Raw genomic sequence first — 19,362 nt, 5'->3', positions numbered from 1 at the left:
CGCATCGAGGTACGAAAAATCGCAAAAAAAAACGCCGCAGTCCATGAGGGTTGCGGCGTTCTGAAAATCTCGATGATCGCTTAAGCACCAGCTTTTGCTGCAGATTCGACCAGCTTGACAAAAGACTTGGCGTCGAGTGAAGCACCACCAATAAGGCCGCCATCAATGTCAGGCTTGGCCAGTAGGCCATCGGCGTTCTCTGGCTTCATTGAGCCGCCGTAGAGGATGCGGATCTTATCACCAGTAGCCTTGCCGAAGCGGTCACGTAGTAGCACGCGGATGACACCATGGACTTCTTGTGCCATTTCAGGCGTAGCGGTCTTGCCAGTGCCAATTGCCCAGACGGGTTCGTAGGCGATCACGACTTGTTCGGCCTTTTCAGTTGGAATGTTCACCAATCCACCGAGTAGCTGAGTTTCAACGACCTTGAGCGTGTTGCCGGCTTCGCGCTCATCGAGCTTTTCTCCAACGCAGAGAATCGGTTTCAAATTGCTTTCGAGGGCGGCAAGAACCTTTTCGTTAATCTCTTCGTCCGTTTCCTTGAAGTATTCGCGCCGCTCACTGTGCCCAAGAATTACGTGGCTTACGTAGAGCTGGCGGAGCATTGCGGCGGAGATTTCACCGGTGTAGGCTCCACTGGGCTTGGCATGCATGTTCTGCGCGCCGAGCTGGACATTGCTTACCTCGCTGAGGACTTTGGCGCTGCTTTCCAGCGATGTGAAAGGTGGGCAGACTACGACGCCAACGCCGTTTTTGTCACCGAGCTCGAGCACAATGCTCTTGATCAGTTCTTCGGCGTCTGCCGCCGTTTTGTTCATCTTCCAGTTGCCTGCGATCAGGTATTTGCGTGTGTTTGCCATGTTGATAAATCGTTATTTGGTTTCGAGTGCAGCAACACCTGGGAGGGTCTTGCCTTCGAGGAATTCGAGGGAGGCACCGCCGCCCGTGCTAATGAAGCTGACATTGTCGCCATTGCCGCTCTTCTTCACGGCTTTGACGGAGTCACCGCCGCCAATGATCGAGATGCAGTCTGCCGCAGCAACTGCGTCGGCAACTGCAAAGGTGCCTTGGGCACAGGCCTTAATTTCGAAGACGCCCATGGGGCCGTTCCAGAGGACTGTCTTGGCGCTTTTGACGGCGTCTTGATAGATTTCAATGGTCTTTGGGCCGATGTCGACGCCTTCCCAGCCTTCAGGGATGTCGCCTTCGACGACCTTGACTGAGTTCACTTCACCTGCGCCAAAGTCGAGCTTGTCAGTGATCAGGTTGTCAACGGGCAGAAGAAGATTCACGCCTTTGGCCTTGGCCTTGGCAATGGCTTGCTTGGCGGTGTCTACTTTGTCGGGCTCAGAAAGGCTGTCGCCGACTTTTTTGCCGTTGGCTAGGGCAAAGGTGTAGGCCATTGCACCCCCAATCAGCATGGTGTCGCACTTGTCGAGAAGTGTGTCGATCACGGTGATCTTGTCGGAAACCTTGGCACCGCCGAGGATAACAACGAATGGGCGTTCAGGAACCTCAGTTTTGCTGCCGAGATATTCCAGTTCCTTTTCGATGAGCAAACCAGCCACCTTCGTTTCTACGAGGTGTGCAACACCTTCGGTGGAGGCGTGGGCGCGGTGTGCGGTTCCGAAGGCATCGTTGACGTAAGCGTCGGCAACGCTCGCAAGTTCCTTGGCGAAGGCTGGGTCATTGGCTTCTTCACCAGCGTAGAAGCGGACATTTTCCAAAAGGACGACATCACCATTAGTCATGGCAGCGACTGCGGATTTAACGGACTCGCCAATGCAGTCATCGACGAACGTGACGGGCGCACCGAGTTTATCTGCGAGTTCCACGGCGATGGGTGCCAAGGTGAAATCGAGGTTCTTTTTCCCCTTGGGACGACCCAAGTGAGAGCAGAGAATTACTTTTGCGCCTTGTGCGACGAGGTGCTTAATGGTCGGCAGGGCACCAACAATTCGAGTGTCATCGGATATTTTGCCTTCCGAATCAAATGGAACGTTGAAGTCGCAACGCACGAGAACGCGCTTGCCGGCGAGATTGACATCTTGAACAGTCTTTACAGTGGCCATAGGGCGTCCGATTCTCGCCGCCTCTGGGTTGCTGACAAGACGAAACTTGGCTTCTGGGCGTAAAGTTTACCTGACTAACGCAATCGTTAGCCGTGCTAATGTCCTTAGAGCAGATTAAGCCTTAAGGGCTTCTTCTTTCTTGGGTTCAGATGCAGCAGGCTTATCAGCCTTGGCTTTTGCCTGCTCATCTTCGTTGAGGGCCTGCTTAAAGGTGTCTTCCGCGCTTTTGGAAGCGTTTTTGAATTCACGGATGGCTTGTCCAGCGCCGCGAGCGAATTCCGGCAGTTTTTTGCCGCCGAATATAATCAGACCAAAGATCACCAGCAGGGGGATTTCCCAGCCCTGTAGATTTCCAAGAAAGCCCATAGGCAGGCTGTTTAGAAACATGTTCATAGGATTAATGTAACTCAAGTTTCGCCGAAGTAAACCCTCAAAATCAATTCGAGTTGCAGGGGGGGGGGGGCTACTTGAGGCGGAAGGTGATTGTCATCAGGCCATCCCAGCCGGATGGGCGGGGGCCAATGGAGATCGTGCTTTGGACGGCCTGTTTGATAGACTCGACAAAGGCGGTAGGGCCGTTGGAGCGGAGAATTGTGACTTCACCAATGCTGCCATTGGGATAGACGCGGAAGCGGACATCGGCAGTTTCCTGGCCGGAACCAGCGCTGGGCTTGTTCCAATTCAGTTCAACTGCGTTGCGGAGTCGCTGCTGGTAGCTGGCCAAGAAGGGGGAAGCAGCTTGGGCGGTGTGGCTGGGTTGCGCGGAGGTGAGGTTGGAAAGGTCAGGCTTGATGTTGATTTTCGGGGCCTCGACTTGGTGCTGTGGAGTGGGAGCAGGCTTGGTTTCGCGGCGTTTGTTATCCTTGAGGAAATCCTTGAGATCGACCATCTGCGGCTTGCGCGGCTCTGGTTTTACTACTTCAGGCTTAGGTTCTGGTTTGGGTGGGGTTACCGGTGGGGAGGGGGGGGGAGGGGGTGTTTCGACGATTGGCTCTGGTTCGGGTTCGGGCAAATTGATGTCCGGCATGTCGCGGGGCATGATCTCGTTTACCTGTATTTTCTCGACCTCAAGCCTTGGCGGGGCGGGGGTGGCAGGAGTGAGAGGGGACTCGTCAGGGAGTATCACCAGTTCCAAGACAATGGGTTGCTCCTCGGCCTTGATTGGGTTGATAAAGATGACTAACGCCAGCAAACCAATCGCAATGCTATGCAGTACGATTGAGGCAATAAAGGCTTGGCGATTGTTATTCATTAGGGAGTCCAATTCTGTCTCAGTACTAAGGAAAAGAAAAGCGGGTAATTTGTTTCCGCAAATTTTCCCTTATCTGATTCCGCCCCCGGGGGGGGGGGGGGGGGGGGGGGGGCTGAGTTATCAGGCCGACAGAATTTCGCTCGTCTACTGATTGGGGAAATGAATCTCGCCAAGTGTCGCCATTGAGACGCTCACTTCACTTATCTAAGAATGCCGATTATCGGGTATCGCGCAAGTCTTTTATGGTGAAAATTTGGGCATCTAAATAATTAGATGCTTTCAGCAAGTTCTGAGGGGGTGGCGCCTGCGCTGACTTTTTGGAAGCTGCGGCGGAGCTTGGCGACAGCCTGCGTGTGGATCTGGCAGATGCGTGCCTCGGTAACGCCGTAAACTTCGGCAATGTCCGACAGGCGTTTGCCCTCGTAGTAATATTGGATGATGATCGAGCGCTGGCGTTCGGGTAATTGATTGATCAGTTCGGCGACTTCGCCGATCATTTCATTGCGCTCCAGGCGCTGGAAAACTGGTTCATCGCGCTCATCGGCGATGGTTTCGTGGAGATTTGGCTCGTCGTCGCGTTTGGTGGCGTGGCTTTGGTCAAGGGAGACAAAATGGATCGTCTCAGCGTTGACGCGAAAACGGTCATATTGCTTGGCCGACAGCTTAAGCTCTTTGGCAATTTCGGAGTCGTTAGGGGCGCGACCTAGCGTTTGCTCCAGTTTGTCAACGGTTTGGCGCAGTTGGCGGACCTTGGCGCGGCGGGTGCGTGGAAGGGCGTCCATGCGGCGCAGTTCGTCTAGAATTGCGCCGCGGATGCGGGTGCCTGCATAGGACTTAAAGGTCTTGGCGTGCTTCGGCTCATAGCGGTCAATGGCGGCAACGAGTCCGGTGACTCCAACGCTGTGAAGTTCATCGGCATCGGCGCACGAAGGCAGGTGGGCCAGCATGCCATTTACAACGGCTCGCACAAGAGGGTAATATTCTTCAATCAGCTCATCACGGGTGGGCTGTGCGTTTTGATTGTCAGATGAATCGGAGATTGGGTGGTCGGCGTACATGATTTTTTAAAGTTTAATTAACAAACAATTAGCAGAGCACATGCCACATTTTTTATTTAATTGTAAATCATTGATAATTAAGATGATATAAATAGCCCTACAAAAGTAGGGTTTTTAAGTAAGACTGCTGTGCATTGTAAATGCATTGTAAATGCAATGCCTATGCCTTGCTGCAATTGTTTTAGAGGTCGATTCACGCCGTTTTGGCTGAAAATCCCTTCGTGGCTAGCAAAAGCTCGGCAAGATGCTGAAACGGGTTGAATCAGCCTCAAATAGCATGGCTTGAGCGCTGTAATCTTTGCAAAATGCAGCGCAATTCATCGCCGGGTAACTATAAGGCTACGAAAGCTTATGGTGCAGAATGCACTCCTACGTGTGCGCGGAGAGGCAGAGTCTCCTCTATCTAGTGCCGTGAGTCAGGTATTGACTCTGAATTCATGAAAGCAGCCAACTACGCCTAATTTACTCAAGACACCCAGACGTAACCTTATGAGGAGGTTGGCTTTCGTTACGGCTCTGCGCCTTTGCTGGTGATTTGCGGGTTTGAGCCGCGTTACATAAGATCGGGGTTTGGCTGGTGCCACTTGGTGGTTTGCGAAGCTGGCGGTGGCATCGTAGTTGGGCCGACAACCTCCAGAATATATGGCGTGCAGGTTCCTTGTGTAATGCGTTTTTCAACGACACTAAACCGCGCGCCTGACTGGTAATCGAAATCGGGCAAATCAGAGCGGGAATAGGACGTCACTCGACCGTTAATCAGAAACCGGACTTGTTCGTCGTCACTGTCGGAAACGACCGCGACCGCCGACGTGCTATCATATTTGCATGGGCCGCCAATCAACTCGGTAGCGGGCGGTGGTGTTTGAGTGCGTGGTTGGCAGGCGGCGAGCAACGCCGCAGCGCCGATTAGGAAAAGAGTACAGTGTGGACGCATGCCCGTAGACTGCCAACTGGCGGCGGTGGGGTCAAGGTTGGTAAGAAGGTTAAAGTTGGGAGGTTAAAGGTTAAAGTCAGCCATTCCCAAGGTGGAGCCTGGTGTCCCAACCGGGCTGTTTCATCCTATTGATGAGTGAGGCAAGGAATGCCTGGTTGGGACACTGCGCTCCACTTTTGATTAAACAAAATTAGAAAAAGGGCCCCCATTGCATAATCGCGAGGACACTGAACACGCGACACTCGAAGTTAGCGTTAGCGACATGGGCCAGCGCATCGGACTTTAACCTTTAGCCTCCTCCCACCCAAGCGGCATAATCTGTCGAGCTGCTGTCGGCCAGGGTGACAATCCACTGGGGAGTGTCGTAGGGATGCAGGGCCAGCAGTGCGTCGCGGACGGCTTCTTGCCGATTGGCGGAAAACTTCAGTATGAGGCGAAATTCTTCCTCTTGGCACAGCTTGCTTTGCCAGCGGTAGATTGATGTGACGGGGCCGGTGACCTGAGCGCAGGCAACGAGCTTTTGGTCAACCAGAGCTCGGCCAATTGATTCTGCCACTTCGCGCTGGGGAGCGGTTGTCCAGCCGATGGCGATTTTTGGGTCTGCGGGATTCATTAATCAGTAATTTATAGAATAATCAATCGATGCAGAAGGAAAATAGTAGGTGGGAGGTGGAGCGAAAGAAACGACGATTATTGCAACCTATTGCGTTCGGCTTTCCTTGTCCCTCGATTGGAACATGGATTCAATATTGCTTATTAAACTAATAGTAATCCGTACTGCTTGTGCACTACCTAGTGGCAAACAGACTTCCCCAGTGTATCAATGAATAAACTATTTTCTCGCGCGCTTTTCCCTCTCTTGTTGGCAGCTTGGTTTGCGGCTCAATCCGCCATGGCCCAAGACGTTGTTATCGCCCAAGCAGAACCGATCGTCCCGAATACCGGATTTGAGACGGATCTTGATGCCGACGGTTGGCCGGACTCTTGGGCCAAGCTCAAGACTGGTGGTAGCTGGGAAGAGGAAAACGGTAATCGTTTCTTGCGCTTAACCAGCATGGAGCCAAACGGCACGACGATGCTTTACCAGGAAATTTCTATCCCTGAAGGGGTAGGAGCGATCAAGATGACCTGGAAGCAACGCATTACCGGCCTCCAACGTGGTAAAAATTCGTGGTTTGATGCTCGTATCATGATGGAATTCATGGACGCTGAGCGTAACAAGGTCAGCCCTTCGCCACCAACTCCGCATTCTGGCAAGGACACTGACGGTTGGGAGGAAAAGGAAATCGCGTTTCTCGTGCCGGACGGTGCTACGATCCTTAAATTTATGCCGAGTTTGTTGCAGGTTCAATCAGGCACGTTCGATATCGACGACTTGACGCTGATGCCGACTGACCCTGAGCCACTTCGTGAGGCAGCGGAGGTCGCACAGGCGGCGAAGGCGATCAAGGATCAGGCTCATCTGGAGAAAAAACAGGCGAAGGCCGCTAAAGTTCTCGCCGAAAACGGCACACTCGTTCCCCATTGGAACCACGAAAATAAGCAGGCTGGCAAGGGTAACATTGCTGAGGAAGACGGGAACAAATTCCTGCGCCTCGTCAGTCCTGAGCCAGGTAAAATGGTTATGGATTACCGAGAGGTGGACATTCCTGCCGGAGTGGAGGCGCTGGAGCTTAGCTGGAAACAGCGCGTTACTGGCTTGAAAAAAGGCGATAAGCCGTGGTTCGACGCCCGCATTATGATGGAGTGGAAGGACGCCCACGGCAAGAAACTCAGCACGAAACCATCTCCGCCCTACACTCAAAAAGACACCAATGGCTGGGTGGAGAAACGCACTGATTTTCTGGTGCCCGATGGCGCTGTAACGCTGGTGATGATGTCTTGCCTCTTTCAAGCAAAGGCTGGCACTTACGAGTTGGACGATTTCATTCTCAAGCCAACGGATCCGGCAGACATTCTGGAGCGTAAAGCTGCCCGTGAACGACAGATTGCTGCACGCTTTGTGCCTGATGAAAAGCCTGACAAAAGCAAGTGGCCCAAGATGCTGAAGGTTGTGGGCAATCGCCTCCATGACACCGATGGCAACGAAGTCTGGCTACAAGGCGTCAATGCTGGCGGCTTGGAAACCCTGCCCCAGGATGACCAACCCGTGAAATCTCTCGTCGTCGCCATTGACGAATGGAACTCAAACTGCGTCCGCGTGCCAATGAAGGAAGAATTCTGGTGGGGCAAGAGCCCCTATCAGCAAGACGGTGGCAAGGCCTTTCGCGAAAAAATCGACAAGATGATCACGTTGGCAGCCAACCGAGGGGCCTACATTGTGATCGACCTGCATCGCTACCGTGCTCCCAAGCAGGAACACGCGGACTTCTGGAAGGAATTTGCAGCCTTATACAAGGATCATCCAGCGGTGCTATTCGACGTTATGAACGAGCCACACGGCATCTCTTGGGAGGTTTGGCGCAATGGTGGTTTTGTGGGTGAGGAGAAGGGCCAGGATGAATCCGCATTCCTCACCGATGATGAGAAAAAGAAGAACCGGGGGTTCCAGTCCGTTGGTATGCAGGGGCTCGTGGATGCCGTGCGCTCTACTGGGGCCAAGAACATCGTCATCGCGGGTGGTATTTTCTGGTGCAACGACTTGAGGGGCATCGTCAATGGCTACGCGTTGGATGACAAGGGCGGCAATGGTATCATGTATTCCTGGCACACCTATAACTGGCATGAGGGCTGGGAGGAGAAGGTGTTGCCCGTCGCCGAAAAATACCCAATTTTCCTAGGCGAAGTTGGTGCTGACCCAAAGAAGATGGAATTCGTCCCGGCTGACGATCAGGAAGATCCCGCAACTTGGGTGCCCGACATGCTAGGCTTCATCCAAAAGCATAAAATCAATTGGACTGGCTGGTGCTTCCACCCACGCGCGACACCGCGCATGCTGTTGGATTGGGACTATACGCCCACGCCATTCTGGGGCGTTCCGGCCAAGGAAGCCCTCGCCGGTAAGCAATTTGAAATGAAAAAAATGCGCTAGGGACCTACGGCTTTATCCAACGATTTACTCGTTGAGCAATGAAGCGGTGTAGGCGCAATTCACAGACATTTTGCACAGGCGCGCAGTCTTCACCGGACTGCGCGTCTTTAATTTTTGCTGGGCAAAAATCTTTGGATGCAATGGTCGATTGCCAGAGCTAGGTCGATTAGGCCCGCAGCTCGCCGGAGGTCATTTCTTCAAGGAAGCTGGCGTAGGTCTGACGAACGCCAGCAGGCAAATCGATTTGTGGCGTCCAGCCGAGAGCGCGCATGCGGGATGAGTCCATGAGCTTGCGCGGGCTGCCGTCGGGGCGGGAAGTGTCCCAGACCAACTCGCCTTCAAAACCCACGACATCGCGGATGATTTCAGCGAGTTCCTTAATCGTGACGTCCGAGCCATAGCCAACGTTGACCAAGTCGGGCGGCTCTTCGAGCTCGAGTAGATAGACAAGAGCGGCGGCGAGATCGTCCACATGGAGGAATTCACGCATTGGCGAACCAGTGCCCCAGAGCGTGATGCTAGGCGCGCCGGACTCTTTGGCCTCATGGAAGCGGCGGAGCAGGGCAGGGAGCACGTGAGAATTCTCGCCGTGGTAGTTGTCCCGCGGTCCGTAAAGATTGGTGGGCATGGCCGAATGATAGCACACGCCATATTGCTTGCGGTAGTATTCGCAGAGCTTGAGGCCCGCGATCTTGGCGATGGCGTAGGCTTCATTGGTAGGCTCCAGTGGGCCGGTGAGTAGGGCGTCCTCGCGCATGGGCTGCTCTGCGAGCTTCGGGTAGATACAGGAGCTGCCGAGGAAAAGCACGCGGCCGACGCCATGCTTGTAGGCACCGTGGATGCAGTTTTGCGCCGAGGCTAGGTTTTCGTAAATGAACTCTGCCGGGTAGGTGTTGTTGGCGTGGATGCCGCCCACCTTGGCTGCCGCAACGACGATGACGTCGGGCTTTTCGTCGGCGAGAAATTGATCAACCGCCACCGAGTTGGTTAGGTCGAGCTCAGCTCGGGTGCGGGTAACAATGTTCGTGTAGCCCTTAGCCTGGAGCGCGCGGACCGTGCCAGCGCCAACCATGCCGCGGTGCCCAGCAACGTAGATTTTGGAATCAGAATTCATTGGGTAAAAATTTCTGGCAAAAGAGAGAACATAGATTGCGGACGGGTCAAGCCAGCGTTCCGCCAGACTAAGGTTTTACGCAATGCGCAGAGCTGGGGGGGAAACAAGAGATGTGCTAAAACCGTCGCGCCACGCCGGTGGCGTTTTGATAAGCAAGCTCTTGCTGGGCGAGTTCGAGGTCGGCGTCGACCATGATCTGGACGAGCTCCTTGAACTTAATCTTGGGCTCCCAGCCGATTTGTTTCTTGAGCTTGGCAGGGGCGCCGATGAGCAAGTCGACCTCGCTCGGGCGGTCGTAGCGGTCGTCGTAGTCCACGTATTTCTCCCAATCGAGATCGAGTCGGGCAAAGGTTTCCTGGACGAATTCGCGGACGGAATGGGTCTCGTTGGTCGCGCAAACGTAGTCATCGGGATTGTCCTGTTGGAGCATCAGCCACATCGCTTCGACGTATTCCTTGGCGTAGCCCCAGTCGCGCTGGGCATCGAGATTGCCGAGGTAGAGCTTGTCTTGCAGTCCGACCTTGATGCGGGTCGCGGCACGGGTGATTTTACGGGTGACGAAGGTCTCGCCACGGCGCGGAGATTCGTGGTTGAAGAGGATGCCGTTGCTCGCGTGCAAGTTGTAGGCTTCGCGATAATTGACGGTGGTCCAGTAAGCGAACACCTTGGCGCAGCCGTAGGGCGACCGCGGCCAGAACGGAGTGGCTTCGGTCTGAGGAACCTGCTGCACCTTACCAAACATTTCCGAGGAGCTAGCCTGATAGTAACGCACATCTTGCGTGAGGCCAGCTTCGCGAATGGCCTCCAGGATGCGGACTGTCGACAGGCCGGTAACATCGCCTGTATATTCGGGGTTGTCAAAGGACACGCGGACGTGGCTTTGGGCACCGAGGTTGTAGATTTCGTCGGGCTTGAGCTCGTAGAGCAGCTTTACCATGCGACTGCTGTCGGCCATGTCACCATAATGAAGGAACAGGCGGGTGTTCTTCAGGTGAGGGTCGCGGTAGAGATGGTCAATGCGCTCGGTGTTAAAGGTCGAGGCCCGGCGGATGACGCCGTGCACTTCGTAACCTTTTTCGAGGAGTAATTCAGCGAGGTAGGAACCGTCCTGGCCGGTGATTCCCGTAATCAGGGCTTTCTTGGGCATGGCGGACTTTATAACAACATGGTCTGCATTGGCTAGCGCGAATCGACTGCTTGAGCAGATGAGGGAATTTTCTCACGGAGACACGGAGCTCACCAAGGCCACTCCAACGAATTCTTCTTTACCAAGCTAACCTCTGTGAACTCCGTGTCTCCGTGAGAAAATTCCTCGTCGCGTTCGTTATCAAAGGTAGCAAAATCCTCCGGTTTGAATTGCCCTTGGGCGAGGAGGGCATCACTGTTCGCCCATGGAAAAAAGCGAGATTGTCGGAGTGTTGGAGGAGATTTCCGAGTTGTTGGAGCTTAAGGGGGAGAACCCATTTAAGGTAAGAGCTTACCAATCGGGTGCCCGCGCGCTGGAGTCGCTGGAGGAAGATCTGGGCACGGTTATCGAAGACAAACGCCTCGGCCAGATTAAGGGCATCGGTAAGGCGCTCGTGGAGAAAATCACCTCGCTGCATGAGACAGGCAAGCTGGCTTATTATGACGAGCTCAAGGCCTCAGTGCCCGAGAGCATGATTGAGCTGCTGACTATTCCCAACCTTGGGCCCAAGAAGATTAAAAAGCTCCACGACGAGCTGGGCATCGACAGCATTGACTCGCTCAAAGCTGCCTGTGAAGCGGGCAAAGTTGCTGATTTGGCGGGCTTTGGGGCTAAGACCGAGAGCAAGCTGCTGACGGGTATTGCCAACCGCGTGGCCTACCAAGCGCGCCACCATTGGTGGACTGCTGCCACCGTTGCCGAGCCAATTGTCGAGGCCTTGCGCGAGCTGCCCGAAGTCGACCGTGCGGAGGCGGCGGGCAGCCTGCGTCGCAAGCGTGAAACGGTGGGCGATCTCGATTTTATTGTGGCCTCGAAAACACCGAAGCCGGTTATGGATTGGTTCGTTGGACTGGAAGGCGTGGAAGAAGTCACCGCTCATGGACAAACAAAATCCAGCGTCCGCTTTCAAGGCGGTTTACAGGCAGATTTACGTGTCGTGCCGCCGGAGCAATTTGCCTTTGCGCTGCTGCACTTCACGGGGAGCAAGGAGCACAATGTGCACATGCGCCAACGAGCGTTGGAGCGCGGCTGGTCGTTGTCGGAATGGGGCTTGTTTGACAAGGATACCAAGGCGGATGATCCGGATCGCCAGTCCGTTATTCAGGCCGAATCCGAGGCTGATATCTACGCGAAACTTGGTCTGAAATTCGTGCCGCCGGAGCTTCGTGAAGACCGTGACGAGATCGCAGTCGCGGAGAAGGGAGATTTTCCGAAGTTCCTTGAAATCGAAGATATTAAGGGCGTTTTTCACAATCACACCACTGCCAGCGATGGGCACAACACGCTCGAGGAAATGGTTACCGCTGCGCAGGAACTGGGCTTCGAATACCTGGGCATTGCCGACCATTCCAAGGCCAGCTTTCAAGCCAACGGCCTCGACGAAGAACGCCTTGCTGCGCAGATTGAGAAAATTAGCGAGCTGAACGCCAGCGGGAAATTTACCTGTCACGTCTTTGCCGGCAGCGAGGTGGACATTCTCAAGGACGGCAGTCTGGATTTCGCGGACGACGTCCTCGCGAGCCTGGATTACGTCGTCGCTTCAGTGCATAATTCGCTCACGTTGAGCGAAGAGGAGATGACCAAGCGGATTATTCGAGCGATTGAGAACGAGCACGTCACCATGTTGGGACATATGACTGGCCGCTTGCTGTTGAAGCGTGAGGCTTATGCGGTGAATATTCCCAAAGTGATCGATGCCGCCATTGCGAACGACACCATTATCGAGCTTAACGCTAACCCTTGGCGCCTTGATCTGGACTGGCGCTACTGGCGTCAGGCGGTGGAGAAGGGGTTGCTGACATCAATCAATCCTGACGCGCACGATACAGATGGCCTCGGGCTGTTCGTGGCGGGAGTTAATGTGGCGCGGAAAGGCTGGATCGAACCTAAGCACGTGCTCAATACCCGCCCGTTGGCTGAGATTAAGACGTATTTGGGGCTGTAGCGCCGGAGTCGTTCGGAACAGATTACGCTGAGGTGTCGGCAAGGTAAGAGTTTGGTTACGGGCAGGCTTGGTCCTTGTCTGTTGGGGCGGTTTGGGTGATGTGATTGGGTCGACGCCGTTGCGGCGCAAAAACCAAGAAAAGACTCATGTATTCTCCAGACACACCGCCCACAGAGTCTGAGCTGTATCAGGAAGCATCGGCGAAGACCGTGCAGGAATACATTGATGAATGCCCCGTGTGGTCAGACGGCACCAAGTCATCCGTTACGCCGATGACAGTTATGCAGTGGCGCATCTGGATGTTGGCCTCAGCGGGGAAGTTTTTCGAAGGCATGGTGGTCTTCATGACGGGCGTTTGCCTGCCCCTTATCTCGGTGGAGTTCGGGCTATCGGCGGCGGATAAAGGCTTTGTAACAGCGGCGACATTAGCGGGTATTTTGGTGGGGGCCTCGGCGCTGGGCGGGCTCTCGGATTTGGTAGGCCGTAAAACGATGTTTATCGCCGAGATGGTTATCTTCACAGTGTTTTTGATCGCGCTGTCGCTGGCACCCAATTTCTTCTGGCTGGTGGTGTTTCTCTTTGGGGTCGGGGTGGCGCTAGGCTGCGATTACCCGACGGCGCACCTCGTCATTTCAGAGAGTATCCCCACGTCGATGCGGGGTCGACTCGTGCTCAGCGCGTTTGCTTTCCAGGCTATTGGCGCGCTGATGGGCACGATTATTGGTTGTATTATTTTGCTGAAAGACCCTGCACCGAGTGCCTGGCGATGGATGTACGCTACGGCGATTATTCCAGCGGTCCTCGTTGTTATTGGCCGTTTTTTCGTGACCGACAGCGTGCATTGGCTGGTGTCAAAAGGGCGCATGGAAGATGCTGAATATGAGACAAAACGGCTGCTCAATCGCCGTCCGCAGTATCCTAAGGAGGTGAAGCTTAGGCACACCCACGACGCCAAGAAGCCCCGGCCCAAAGCGCACTACGGCCTGTTGTTTAACAAAGACAATCGCAAGGCGACTATTTTGGCCTCACTCCCTTGGTTTTTGCAGGACCTGAGCACTTATGGCATCGGCATTTTTACGCCAACAATTCTGGCAGCGATGATCGGAGCCAAGACTTCAGAAACGACGATCAAGGACATCATCCATAACGACATGCTGGCCTCGAAGGGGTCGGCGATTATGGATATCCTGTTCGTTTTGGGGATTGTCTGTGCGATCATGCTGGTTGACCGCGTTGGGCGGATCAAGTTGCAGATCATTGGCTTTATCGGCTGTGCGCTGGGGCTCTTGCTGGCTGGGTTATCGATGAATGCGGACGGCGGGAACAACATGCTTCTGCTGTTCGTTGGCTTCATGCTGTTTTTCTTCATGACGAATCTCGGGCCCAATGCGATGACTTACCTGATAGCGGGCGAGGTCTTCCCGACGCACGTGCGCGGTATGGGGGCTGGGTTTGCAGCGTCATTTGCCAAGATTGGCGCAGTGTTGACGGCTTTTCTGTTCCCGATCTTGTTGGCTGATATTGGTACGGAAATGCTGCTCTTTTTCCTCGTGGGTGCCTCGGTGCTGGGGGCCGTGGTCACTTTCATTTTTGCGATTGAGACGCGGGGGCTGAACCTCGAAACGATTGGCCAGCGCCAGACTGACGAGGAAGTTGAATTTGAGCGAGAGGCCGACGCCGAACTCGCTTGAGCCTCGACGCGATCCTTCGTGTCTGCCAGATTTCTGGACGTGAAATCCATCTCCTCGCTCAAACCTGAACCACCGCACTTGGCCTTCGCTGATGCTCGGGCGTGGGAGACATGGCTCGCTGCCCACCAAAACGACGAACTGGGCATTTGGATGAAAATTGCTAAAAAAGACAGCGGTATTGCCACCGTTGATTATCAGCAGGCGTTCCGCGTTGGCCTATGCTACGGCTGGATCGACGGGCAGAAACGGAAGTGTGACGAGCAATATTTCCTTCAGCGCTTCACCCCACGTCGCGCCCGTAGCCTATGGTCACAGCGCAATGTGGGCATTGTTGCAGAGCTAATTGCCGCTGGCAAAATGCAGCCGCGTGGGCAGCAGGAGGTCGACGCTGCTCAGGCGGATGGTCGTTGGGCGGTGGCGTATAAGGCCTCGTCTAAGATCGGCGTGCCGGATGATTTTCAAGCAGCACTCGACGCTGACCCACATGCCAAGGCGTTTTATGAGTCGCTGACGAAGACTCGCCGGTATTCGTTTCTTTTTCGGATCACCACGGCCAAGCGCGCGGAAACGCGCCAGCGCTGGATCGACCGTTCGATCGTCATGTTGGGGCAGGGGGAGACCTTTAATTGACAATTATTAAGTGGCTTCTGTGGCCCAATCATTTGCTTGCTTCATCTGAATTTTATCCACCACTTTAACCTTTAAGCTCACCACTTTAACCTCCCTGCAAAAGGAGGGTGCGCCTTTTTTTATCGCCTCTACAGGCGCTATTGATTACGCCACATCGTTTTTCTAGACGGTAAAAACGATTCGCATTTCCCGAAACTGCCCAATTTATGAATATTTGTTGTATCGGAGCTGGCTACGTGGGTGGACCCACGATGGCCATGATCGCCCTTAAATGCCCGGAACACCGCGTGACGGTGGTCGACATCAACGAAAAACGCATCGCTGCCTGGAACTCCAACGAGCTGCCCGTATATGAGCCTGGCTTGGATGAGGTGGTCAGTGAAGCGCGGGGCCGCAACCTCTTTTTCTCGACCGATGTCAATGGGAGCATCGCCGAGGCGGATATGATCTTTATCTCGGTCAATACGCCCACCAAAAGCTACGGTGTGGGTGCTGGGCGTGCGGCAGACCTGAAATTCATCGAACGCTGTGCCCGCCAGATTGCCGAAGTTGCCAAGGGCAACATTATCGTTGTGGAAAAATCCACCCTGCCAGTACGCACGGCGGAGTCTATCCGTCGGATTCTTGAGGGTTGCGGCGGCGAATTCACTTTCCAAGTGCTGTCCAATCCAGAGTTTCTGGCCGAAGGCACGGCAGTCCCTGATTTACTCAATCCGGACCGCGTGCTTATTGGCGGCGAGCAGACGCCTGAGGGCGACGAAGCCGCCAAGACGCTGGCCGATGTCTACGCGAAATGGGTGCCACGAGAACGCATTCTGACCACCAATGTCTGGTCTTCCGAGTTGTCCAAGCTGACCGCTAACGCATTTCTGGCTCAGCGAGTGTCGTCGATCAATGCGATCAGCGCCCTGTGCGAAGCGACCGAGGCCAATGTAGACGAGGTGGCGCGCGCCATTGGGACAGACAGTCGCATCGGCCCCAAGTTTCTCAAGAGCTCAGTCGGTTTCGGCGGTTCGTGCTTCCAGAAGGACATCCTGAACTTGGTTTATCTGTGCGAACACTTTGGCTTGCCGGAGGTCGCGGCTTATTGGGAGCAGGTTATCATCATGAACGACTACCAGAAGAGCCGTTTTGTGCGGCGCTTGGTGCGGACGTTGTTCAACACGGTTTCGGGCAAGAAAATCGCTATCCTCGGCTTCGCCTTCAAGAAGGACACCAACGATACGCGTGAATCGCCAGCGATCTACGTCTGCCGCGATCTGCTTGAGGAGCAGGCAGAGGTCCACATCTTCGACCCCAAGGTCAAGGCTTCGCAGGTTTTTGCGGACCTGCAGCAGGATGCCCTCAATGGGAATGGCGAGCCGAACCCAAACATTATCATCGAAGAGGATGTTTATGCTGCCTGTGAAAATGCACATGCTGTGGCCATCCTGACAGAATGGGACCGCTTCCGTGATCTCGACTGGCAGCGCATCTACGATAATATGCTCAAGCCTGCCTTTGTCTTCGACGGTCGCAACATCCTGGACGCGCCTGCTTTACGTAAGATGGGGTTTGAGGTTTACGGAATCGGTCGGTAATATAGGCGTTTTATATGTGTGGAATTGTTGGATACATTGGTAAGCAGCGGGCGAGTGCCATTCTGCTGGAGGGTTTAAAGCGACTTGAGTATCGAGGCTATGACTCGGCGGGCGTAGCCCTGCTGGACGACAGCGGCATCGAAGTCATGAAGAAAACCGGGCGCGTGGAGAACGTCGCTACGATCGTGAACCGCCGCAATTCCACGGCCCAGATTGGCATCAGCCACACCCGCTGGGCGACGCATGGCGGCGTCACTGACGCCAATGCCCACCCACACCTTTCCTGGGATGGCCGAATCTCAATTGTGCACAACGGCGTTATCGAAAACCACGATGCGTTGCGGCGCTTCCTCAAGGGCGAAGGCATCGAATTCGTGAGCCAGACGGATACCGAAGTGCTGGCTAACTTGATTGCCTATCACTACGCCCGGGAATCTCTGGAAGGTGAGGGGGCTACGCGCCTCATTGCCGCTGTCCGCCACAGCTTACGTCTGATTGAGGGCACTTATGGCATCGCCGTCATCTGCACCGAATTGCCCAAGGACATCGTTGGCGCGCGCAAGGGCAGCCCGCTTTGCTTGGGGATTGGCAACGGGGAAAACCTGTTGGCCAGTGATGTGGCAGCCTTTGTCGGGCGCACTCAGAACGTTGTCTATCTGGACGACGGCCAAATCTGCCACCTTACCGCGGACGACTTTTCCATCACCACGGTCAATGAAGCCGAGGAGTCGGTGGACCCAGTCATCAGCCAGATCGACTGGAAGATTGAGCAAGCCGAGCTTGGTGCCTTCACCCACTACATGGAGAAGGAGATTTTCGAGCAGCCGATGGCACTGGAAAACGCCATGCGTGGCCGCTTCTCCGACGATGAATCGACTTCCAAATTTGGCGGTTTGAATCTGGATGCGCGTGAGTTTCGTCACGTGGACCGCATTGTTTTTCTGGCCTGTGGCACTGCCTGGCACGCCTGTCTCGTTGCCGAATATTTAATCGAGAAATATGCCCGTATTCCCGTTGAGGTGGAGTATGCCAGTGAATTTCGCTACCGTAATGCGCCGCTGGACAAGAATACGCTGGTCTTCGTGATCAGCCAAAGCGGTGAAACCCTCGATACGCTGGAGGCCCTCCGCGAGGCCAAGCGCAAGGGTTACCGCGTGCTCGGCATCACCAATGGCGTCGGCTCCACGATTGCTCGTGAGACCGATGGCGGTGTTTACCAACATGCGGGGCCGGAAATCGGCGTCGCTTCCACGAAGGCATTCACCTCTCAGGTCTTGATCGGCGGTATGCTCGCCCTGCATTTGGGCCGAATGCGTGATTTGTCCTTCAGTGATGGCCGGGAGATGGTTAAGGCCTTCCGCAGCTTGCCAGGCTTGGTTAGCCAAGTCCTCGGGCAAGCCGAGCAGATTAAGGAAATCGCCAGTCGCTACACCGATTACGAAGACTTCCTATTCCTCGGTCGTCAGAGCATGTTTCCGATTGCGCTCGAAGGAGCACTCAAGCTCAAAGAAATTTCCTATATTCACGCCGAGGGCTATCCAGCGGCGGAGATGAAGCATGGGCCCATCGCTCTGATCAGTGAGAAATGTCCGAGTGTGGTGTTGTCTCCGCATGGTGACACGTTTTCGAAAGTGCTCTCCAATATCCAGGAAACGCGGGCGCGTAAAGGCCGTGTAATCGCGATTACCAGCGCGGGCAAAGACTTCCCGGAAGAGGGTGCCGATGACGTCATTCATATTCCGCATGCCCACGATTGCGTCATGCCAATCTTGGCGACGATCCCGCTTCAGTTGCTGGCCTACTACATCGCCGTCAATCGTGAGTGCGACGTCGATAAGCCGCGCAACCTCGCCAAGAGTGTCACGGTGGAGTAAGTAGCGATGGCCAAGCCAAAAATCCTCGTTACCGGCGGAGCGGGCTTCATTGGAAGCGCGCTGGTTTGGGCACTGAACGAACTTGGGCGCGATGACATCCTTGTGGCTGATTTCCTCGGTGAGGACGAGAAATGGAAGAACCTCGTGCCGCTTAAATTTGCGGACTACGTTGAGGCGGATGAGTTGCTCGAATTACTCGAGGACGATGCCTTGACGGACATTGAGCTGGTCCTGCACTTGGGGGCGTGCTCGGCCACAACGGAGCGCGATTGCCGGTATCTCATCCAGAATAATTTTGAATACACGAAGTCGCTGGCCAGCTGGGCGCTGGGGCGCGGGGCGCGGTTCGTCTATGCCTCCTCCGCTGCAACTTACGGCGACGGTGCGCAGGGGATGGATGACCAACTGGAGGATCTGCACGCACTGCGACCGCTCAATATGTATGGATATTCCAAGCACCTGTTCGACTGTTACGCGCAGCGTGAGGGGTGGTTAAATAAAATCGTCGGTCTAAAGTATTTCAACGTTTACGGTCCAAATGAAGACCATAAGGGCGACATGCGCAGCGTCGTACATAAGGCTTTCGGGCAGATCCGTGAAACGGGCAAGGTGTCGCTCTTTAAGAGTTACCTCCCAGACTATGCCGATGGCGGGCAGATGCGCGACTTCCTCTACGTGAAGGATGCAGTGGCGATGACCCTTCATCTGGCAGAAACGTCTTCCGCCAATGGTTTGTTCAACTTGGGCAGCGGTCAGGCGAACACTTGGATTTCCCTCGTGACGCCAATTTTCACGGCTCTAAACTTGCCAGTGAATATTGAGTTCATCGAGATGCCCGATCAACTGCGCGGGAAGTATCAGTATTTCACGAAAGCCGACACCACAAAGCTGCAAGGTAGTGGTTTTGCGGGTTGCCAATATTCGCTTGCGGAGGCGGTTACGGACTACGTGGCGCAGTATCTCACGCCGGGTCGTCACCTCGGCGATTAAATTCA

16 protein-coding genes are annotated in these 19,362 nt (G+C 54.7%); 7 read left to right on the top strand and 9 right to left on the bottom strand.

What is annotated here, in order from left to right:
- Nucleotides 1-80: 80 nt before the first annotated feature.
- From tpiA to cutA, 7 genes are all read right to left on the bottom strand, one after another.
- Nucleotides 81-860, bottom strand: coding sequence for a triose-phosphate isomerase (gene tpiA, locus IE065_RS11440; RefSeq protein ID WP_189515142.1), 780 nt, complete (start codon nucleotides 858-860; stop codon nucleotides 81-83).
- A gap of 12 nt (nucleotides 861-872) precedes the next feature.
- Nucleotides 873-2,072: a phosphoglycerate kinase gene (locus IE065_RS11435; protein WP_189515140.1), complete on the bottom strand. Its 1,200-nt coding sequence runs from the start codon at nucleotides 2,070-2,072 to the stop codon at nucleotides 873-875.
- 114 nt (nucleotides 2,073-2,186) lie between these two features.
- On the bottom strand, nucleotides 2,187-2,465 hold the full coding sequence (locus IE065_RS18215; protein ID WP_276529936.1) for a Sec-independent protein translocase subunit TatA/TatB: 279 nt from the start codon (nucleotides 2,463-2,465) through the stop codon (nucleotides 2,187-2,189).
- 70 nt (nucleotides 2,466-2,535) lie between these two features.
- On the bottom strand, nucleotides 2,536-3,324 hold the full coding sequence (locus tag IE065_RS11425) for an energy transducer TonB (protein WP_189515138.1): 789 nt from the start codon (nucleotides 3,322-3,324) through the stop codon (nucleotides 2,536-2,538).
- A gap of 269 nt (nucleotides 3,325-3,593) precedes the next feature.
- Nucleotides 3,594-4,382 carry a FliA/WhiG family RNA polymerase sigma factor gene (locus tag IE065_RS11420; RefSeq protein WP_189515136.1) on the bottom strand — a complete coding sequence of 263 codons (789 nt, stop codon included), beginning with the start codon at nucleotides 4,380-4,382 and terminating at the stop codon, nucleotides 3,594-3,596.
- A 553-nt stretch (nucleotides 4,383-4,935) separates the two neighbouring features.
- Nucleotides 4,936-5,316, bottom strand: coding sequence for a hypothetical protein (locus IE065_RS11415; RefSeq protein ID WP_189515134.1), 381 nt, complete (start codon nucleotides 5,314-5,316; stop codon nucleotides 4,936-4,938).
- A gap of 289 nt (nucleotides 5,317-5,605) precedes the next feature.
- Nucleotides 5,606-5,929, bottom strand: coding sequence for a divalent-cation tolerance protein CutA (cutA, locus tag IE065_RS11410; protein ID WP_189515132.1), 324 nt, complete (start codon nucleotides 5,927-5,929; stop codon nucleotides 5,606-5,608).
- A gap of 210 nt (nucleotides 5,930-6,139) precedes the next feature.
- On the opposite strand from cutA, the gene IE065_RS11405 reads away from it, so the two are divergent.
- Nucleotides 6,140-8,347, top strand: coding sequence for a glycoside hydrolase family 5 protein (locus IE065_RS11405; protein WP_189515130.1), 2,208 nt, complete (start codon nucleotides 6,140-6,142; stop codon nucleotides 8,345-8,347).
- Between the two features lie 166 nt (nucleotides 8,348-8,513).
- Here the strand turns inward: IE065_RS11405 and IE065_RS11400 are convergent, their stop codons facing one another.
- A complete protein-coding gene (locus IE065_RS11400; protein ID WP_189515128.1) occupies nucleotides 8,514-9,461 on the bottom strand; it encodes a GDP-L-fucose synthase family protein in 948 nt (315 codons plus the stop codon).
- Nucleotides 9,462-9,576: 115 nt separating this feature from the next.
- Nucleotides 9,577-10,608: a GDP-mannose 4,6-dehydratase gene (gene gmd, locus IE065_RS11395; protein ID WP_189515126.1), complete on the bottom strand. Its 1,032-nt coding sequence runs from the start codon at nucleotides 10,606-10,608 to the stop codon at nucleotides 9,577-9,579.
- A gap of 244 nt (nucleotides 10,609-10,852) precedes the next feature.
- Between gmd and polX the strand changes: the two genes are divergently transcribed.
- From polX to rfaD, 6 genes are all read left to right on the top strand, one after another.
- Nucleotides 10,853-12,592: a DNA polymerase/3'-5' exonuclease PolX gene (gene polX / locus IE065_RS11390; protein ID WP_189515124.1), complete on the top strand. Its 1,740-nt coding sequence runs from the start codon at nucleotides 10,853-10,855 to the stop codon at nucleotides 12,590-12,592.
- A 146-nt stretch (nucleotides 12,593-12,738) separates the two neighbouring features.
- A complete protein-coding gene (locus tag IE065_RS11385; protein ID WP_189515122.1) occupies nucleotides 12,739-14,283 on the top strand; it encodes an MFS transporter in 1,545 nt (514 codons plus the stop codon).
- A gap of 39 nt (nucleotides 14,284-14,322) precedes the next feature.
- Nucleotides 14,323-14,913: a YdeI/OmpD-associated family protein gene (locus IE065_RS11380; protein WP_200163314.1), complete on the top strand. Its 591-nt coding sequence runs from the start codon at nucleotides 14,323-14,325 to the stop codon at nucleotides 14,911-14,913.
- A gap of 206 nt (nucleotides 14,914-15,119) precedes the next feature.
- Nucleotides 15,120-16,493, top strand: coding sequence for a UDP-glucose 6-dehydrogenase (locus IE065_RS11375; RefSeq protein ID WP_189515120.1), 1,374 nt, complete (start codon nucleotides 15,120-15,122; stop codon nucleotides 16,491-16,493).
- 14 nt (nucleotides 16,494-16,507) lie between these two features.
- Nucleotides 16,508-18,367, top strand: a complete 1,860-nt coding sequence (glmS, locus tag IE065_RS11370; RefSeq protein ID WP_189515118.1) for a glutamine--fructose-6-phosphate transaminase (isomerizing) — start codon at nucleotides 16,508-16,510, stop codon at nucleotides 18,365-18,367.
- Between the two features lie 6 nt (nucleotides 18,368-18,373).
- Nucleotides 18,374-19,357 carry an ADP-glyceromanno-heptose 6-epimerase gene (gene rfaD / locus IE065_RS11365; RefSeq protein WP_189515116.1) on the top strand — a complete coding sequence of 328 codons (984 nt, stop codon included), beginning with the start codon at nucleotides 18,374-18,376 and terminating at the stop codon, nucleotides 19,355-19,357.
- The last annotated feature ends 5 nt before the right edge of the window (nucleotides 19,358-19,362 follow it).

Source organism: Cerasicoccus arenae (assembly GCF_014651635.1).
In the GTDB taxonomy this organism is placed as follows: domain Bacteria; phylum Verrucomicrobiota; class Verrucomicrobiia; order Opitutales; family Cerasicoccaceae; genus Cerasicoccus; species Cerasicoccus arenae.
This window is presented reverse-complemented; position numbering and strand designations above follow the sequence as displayed.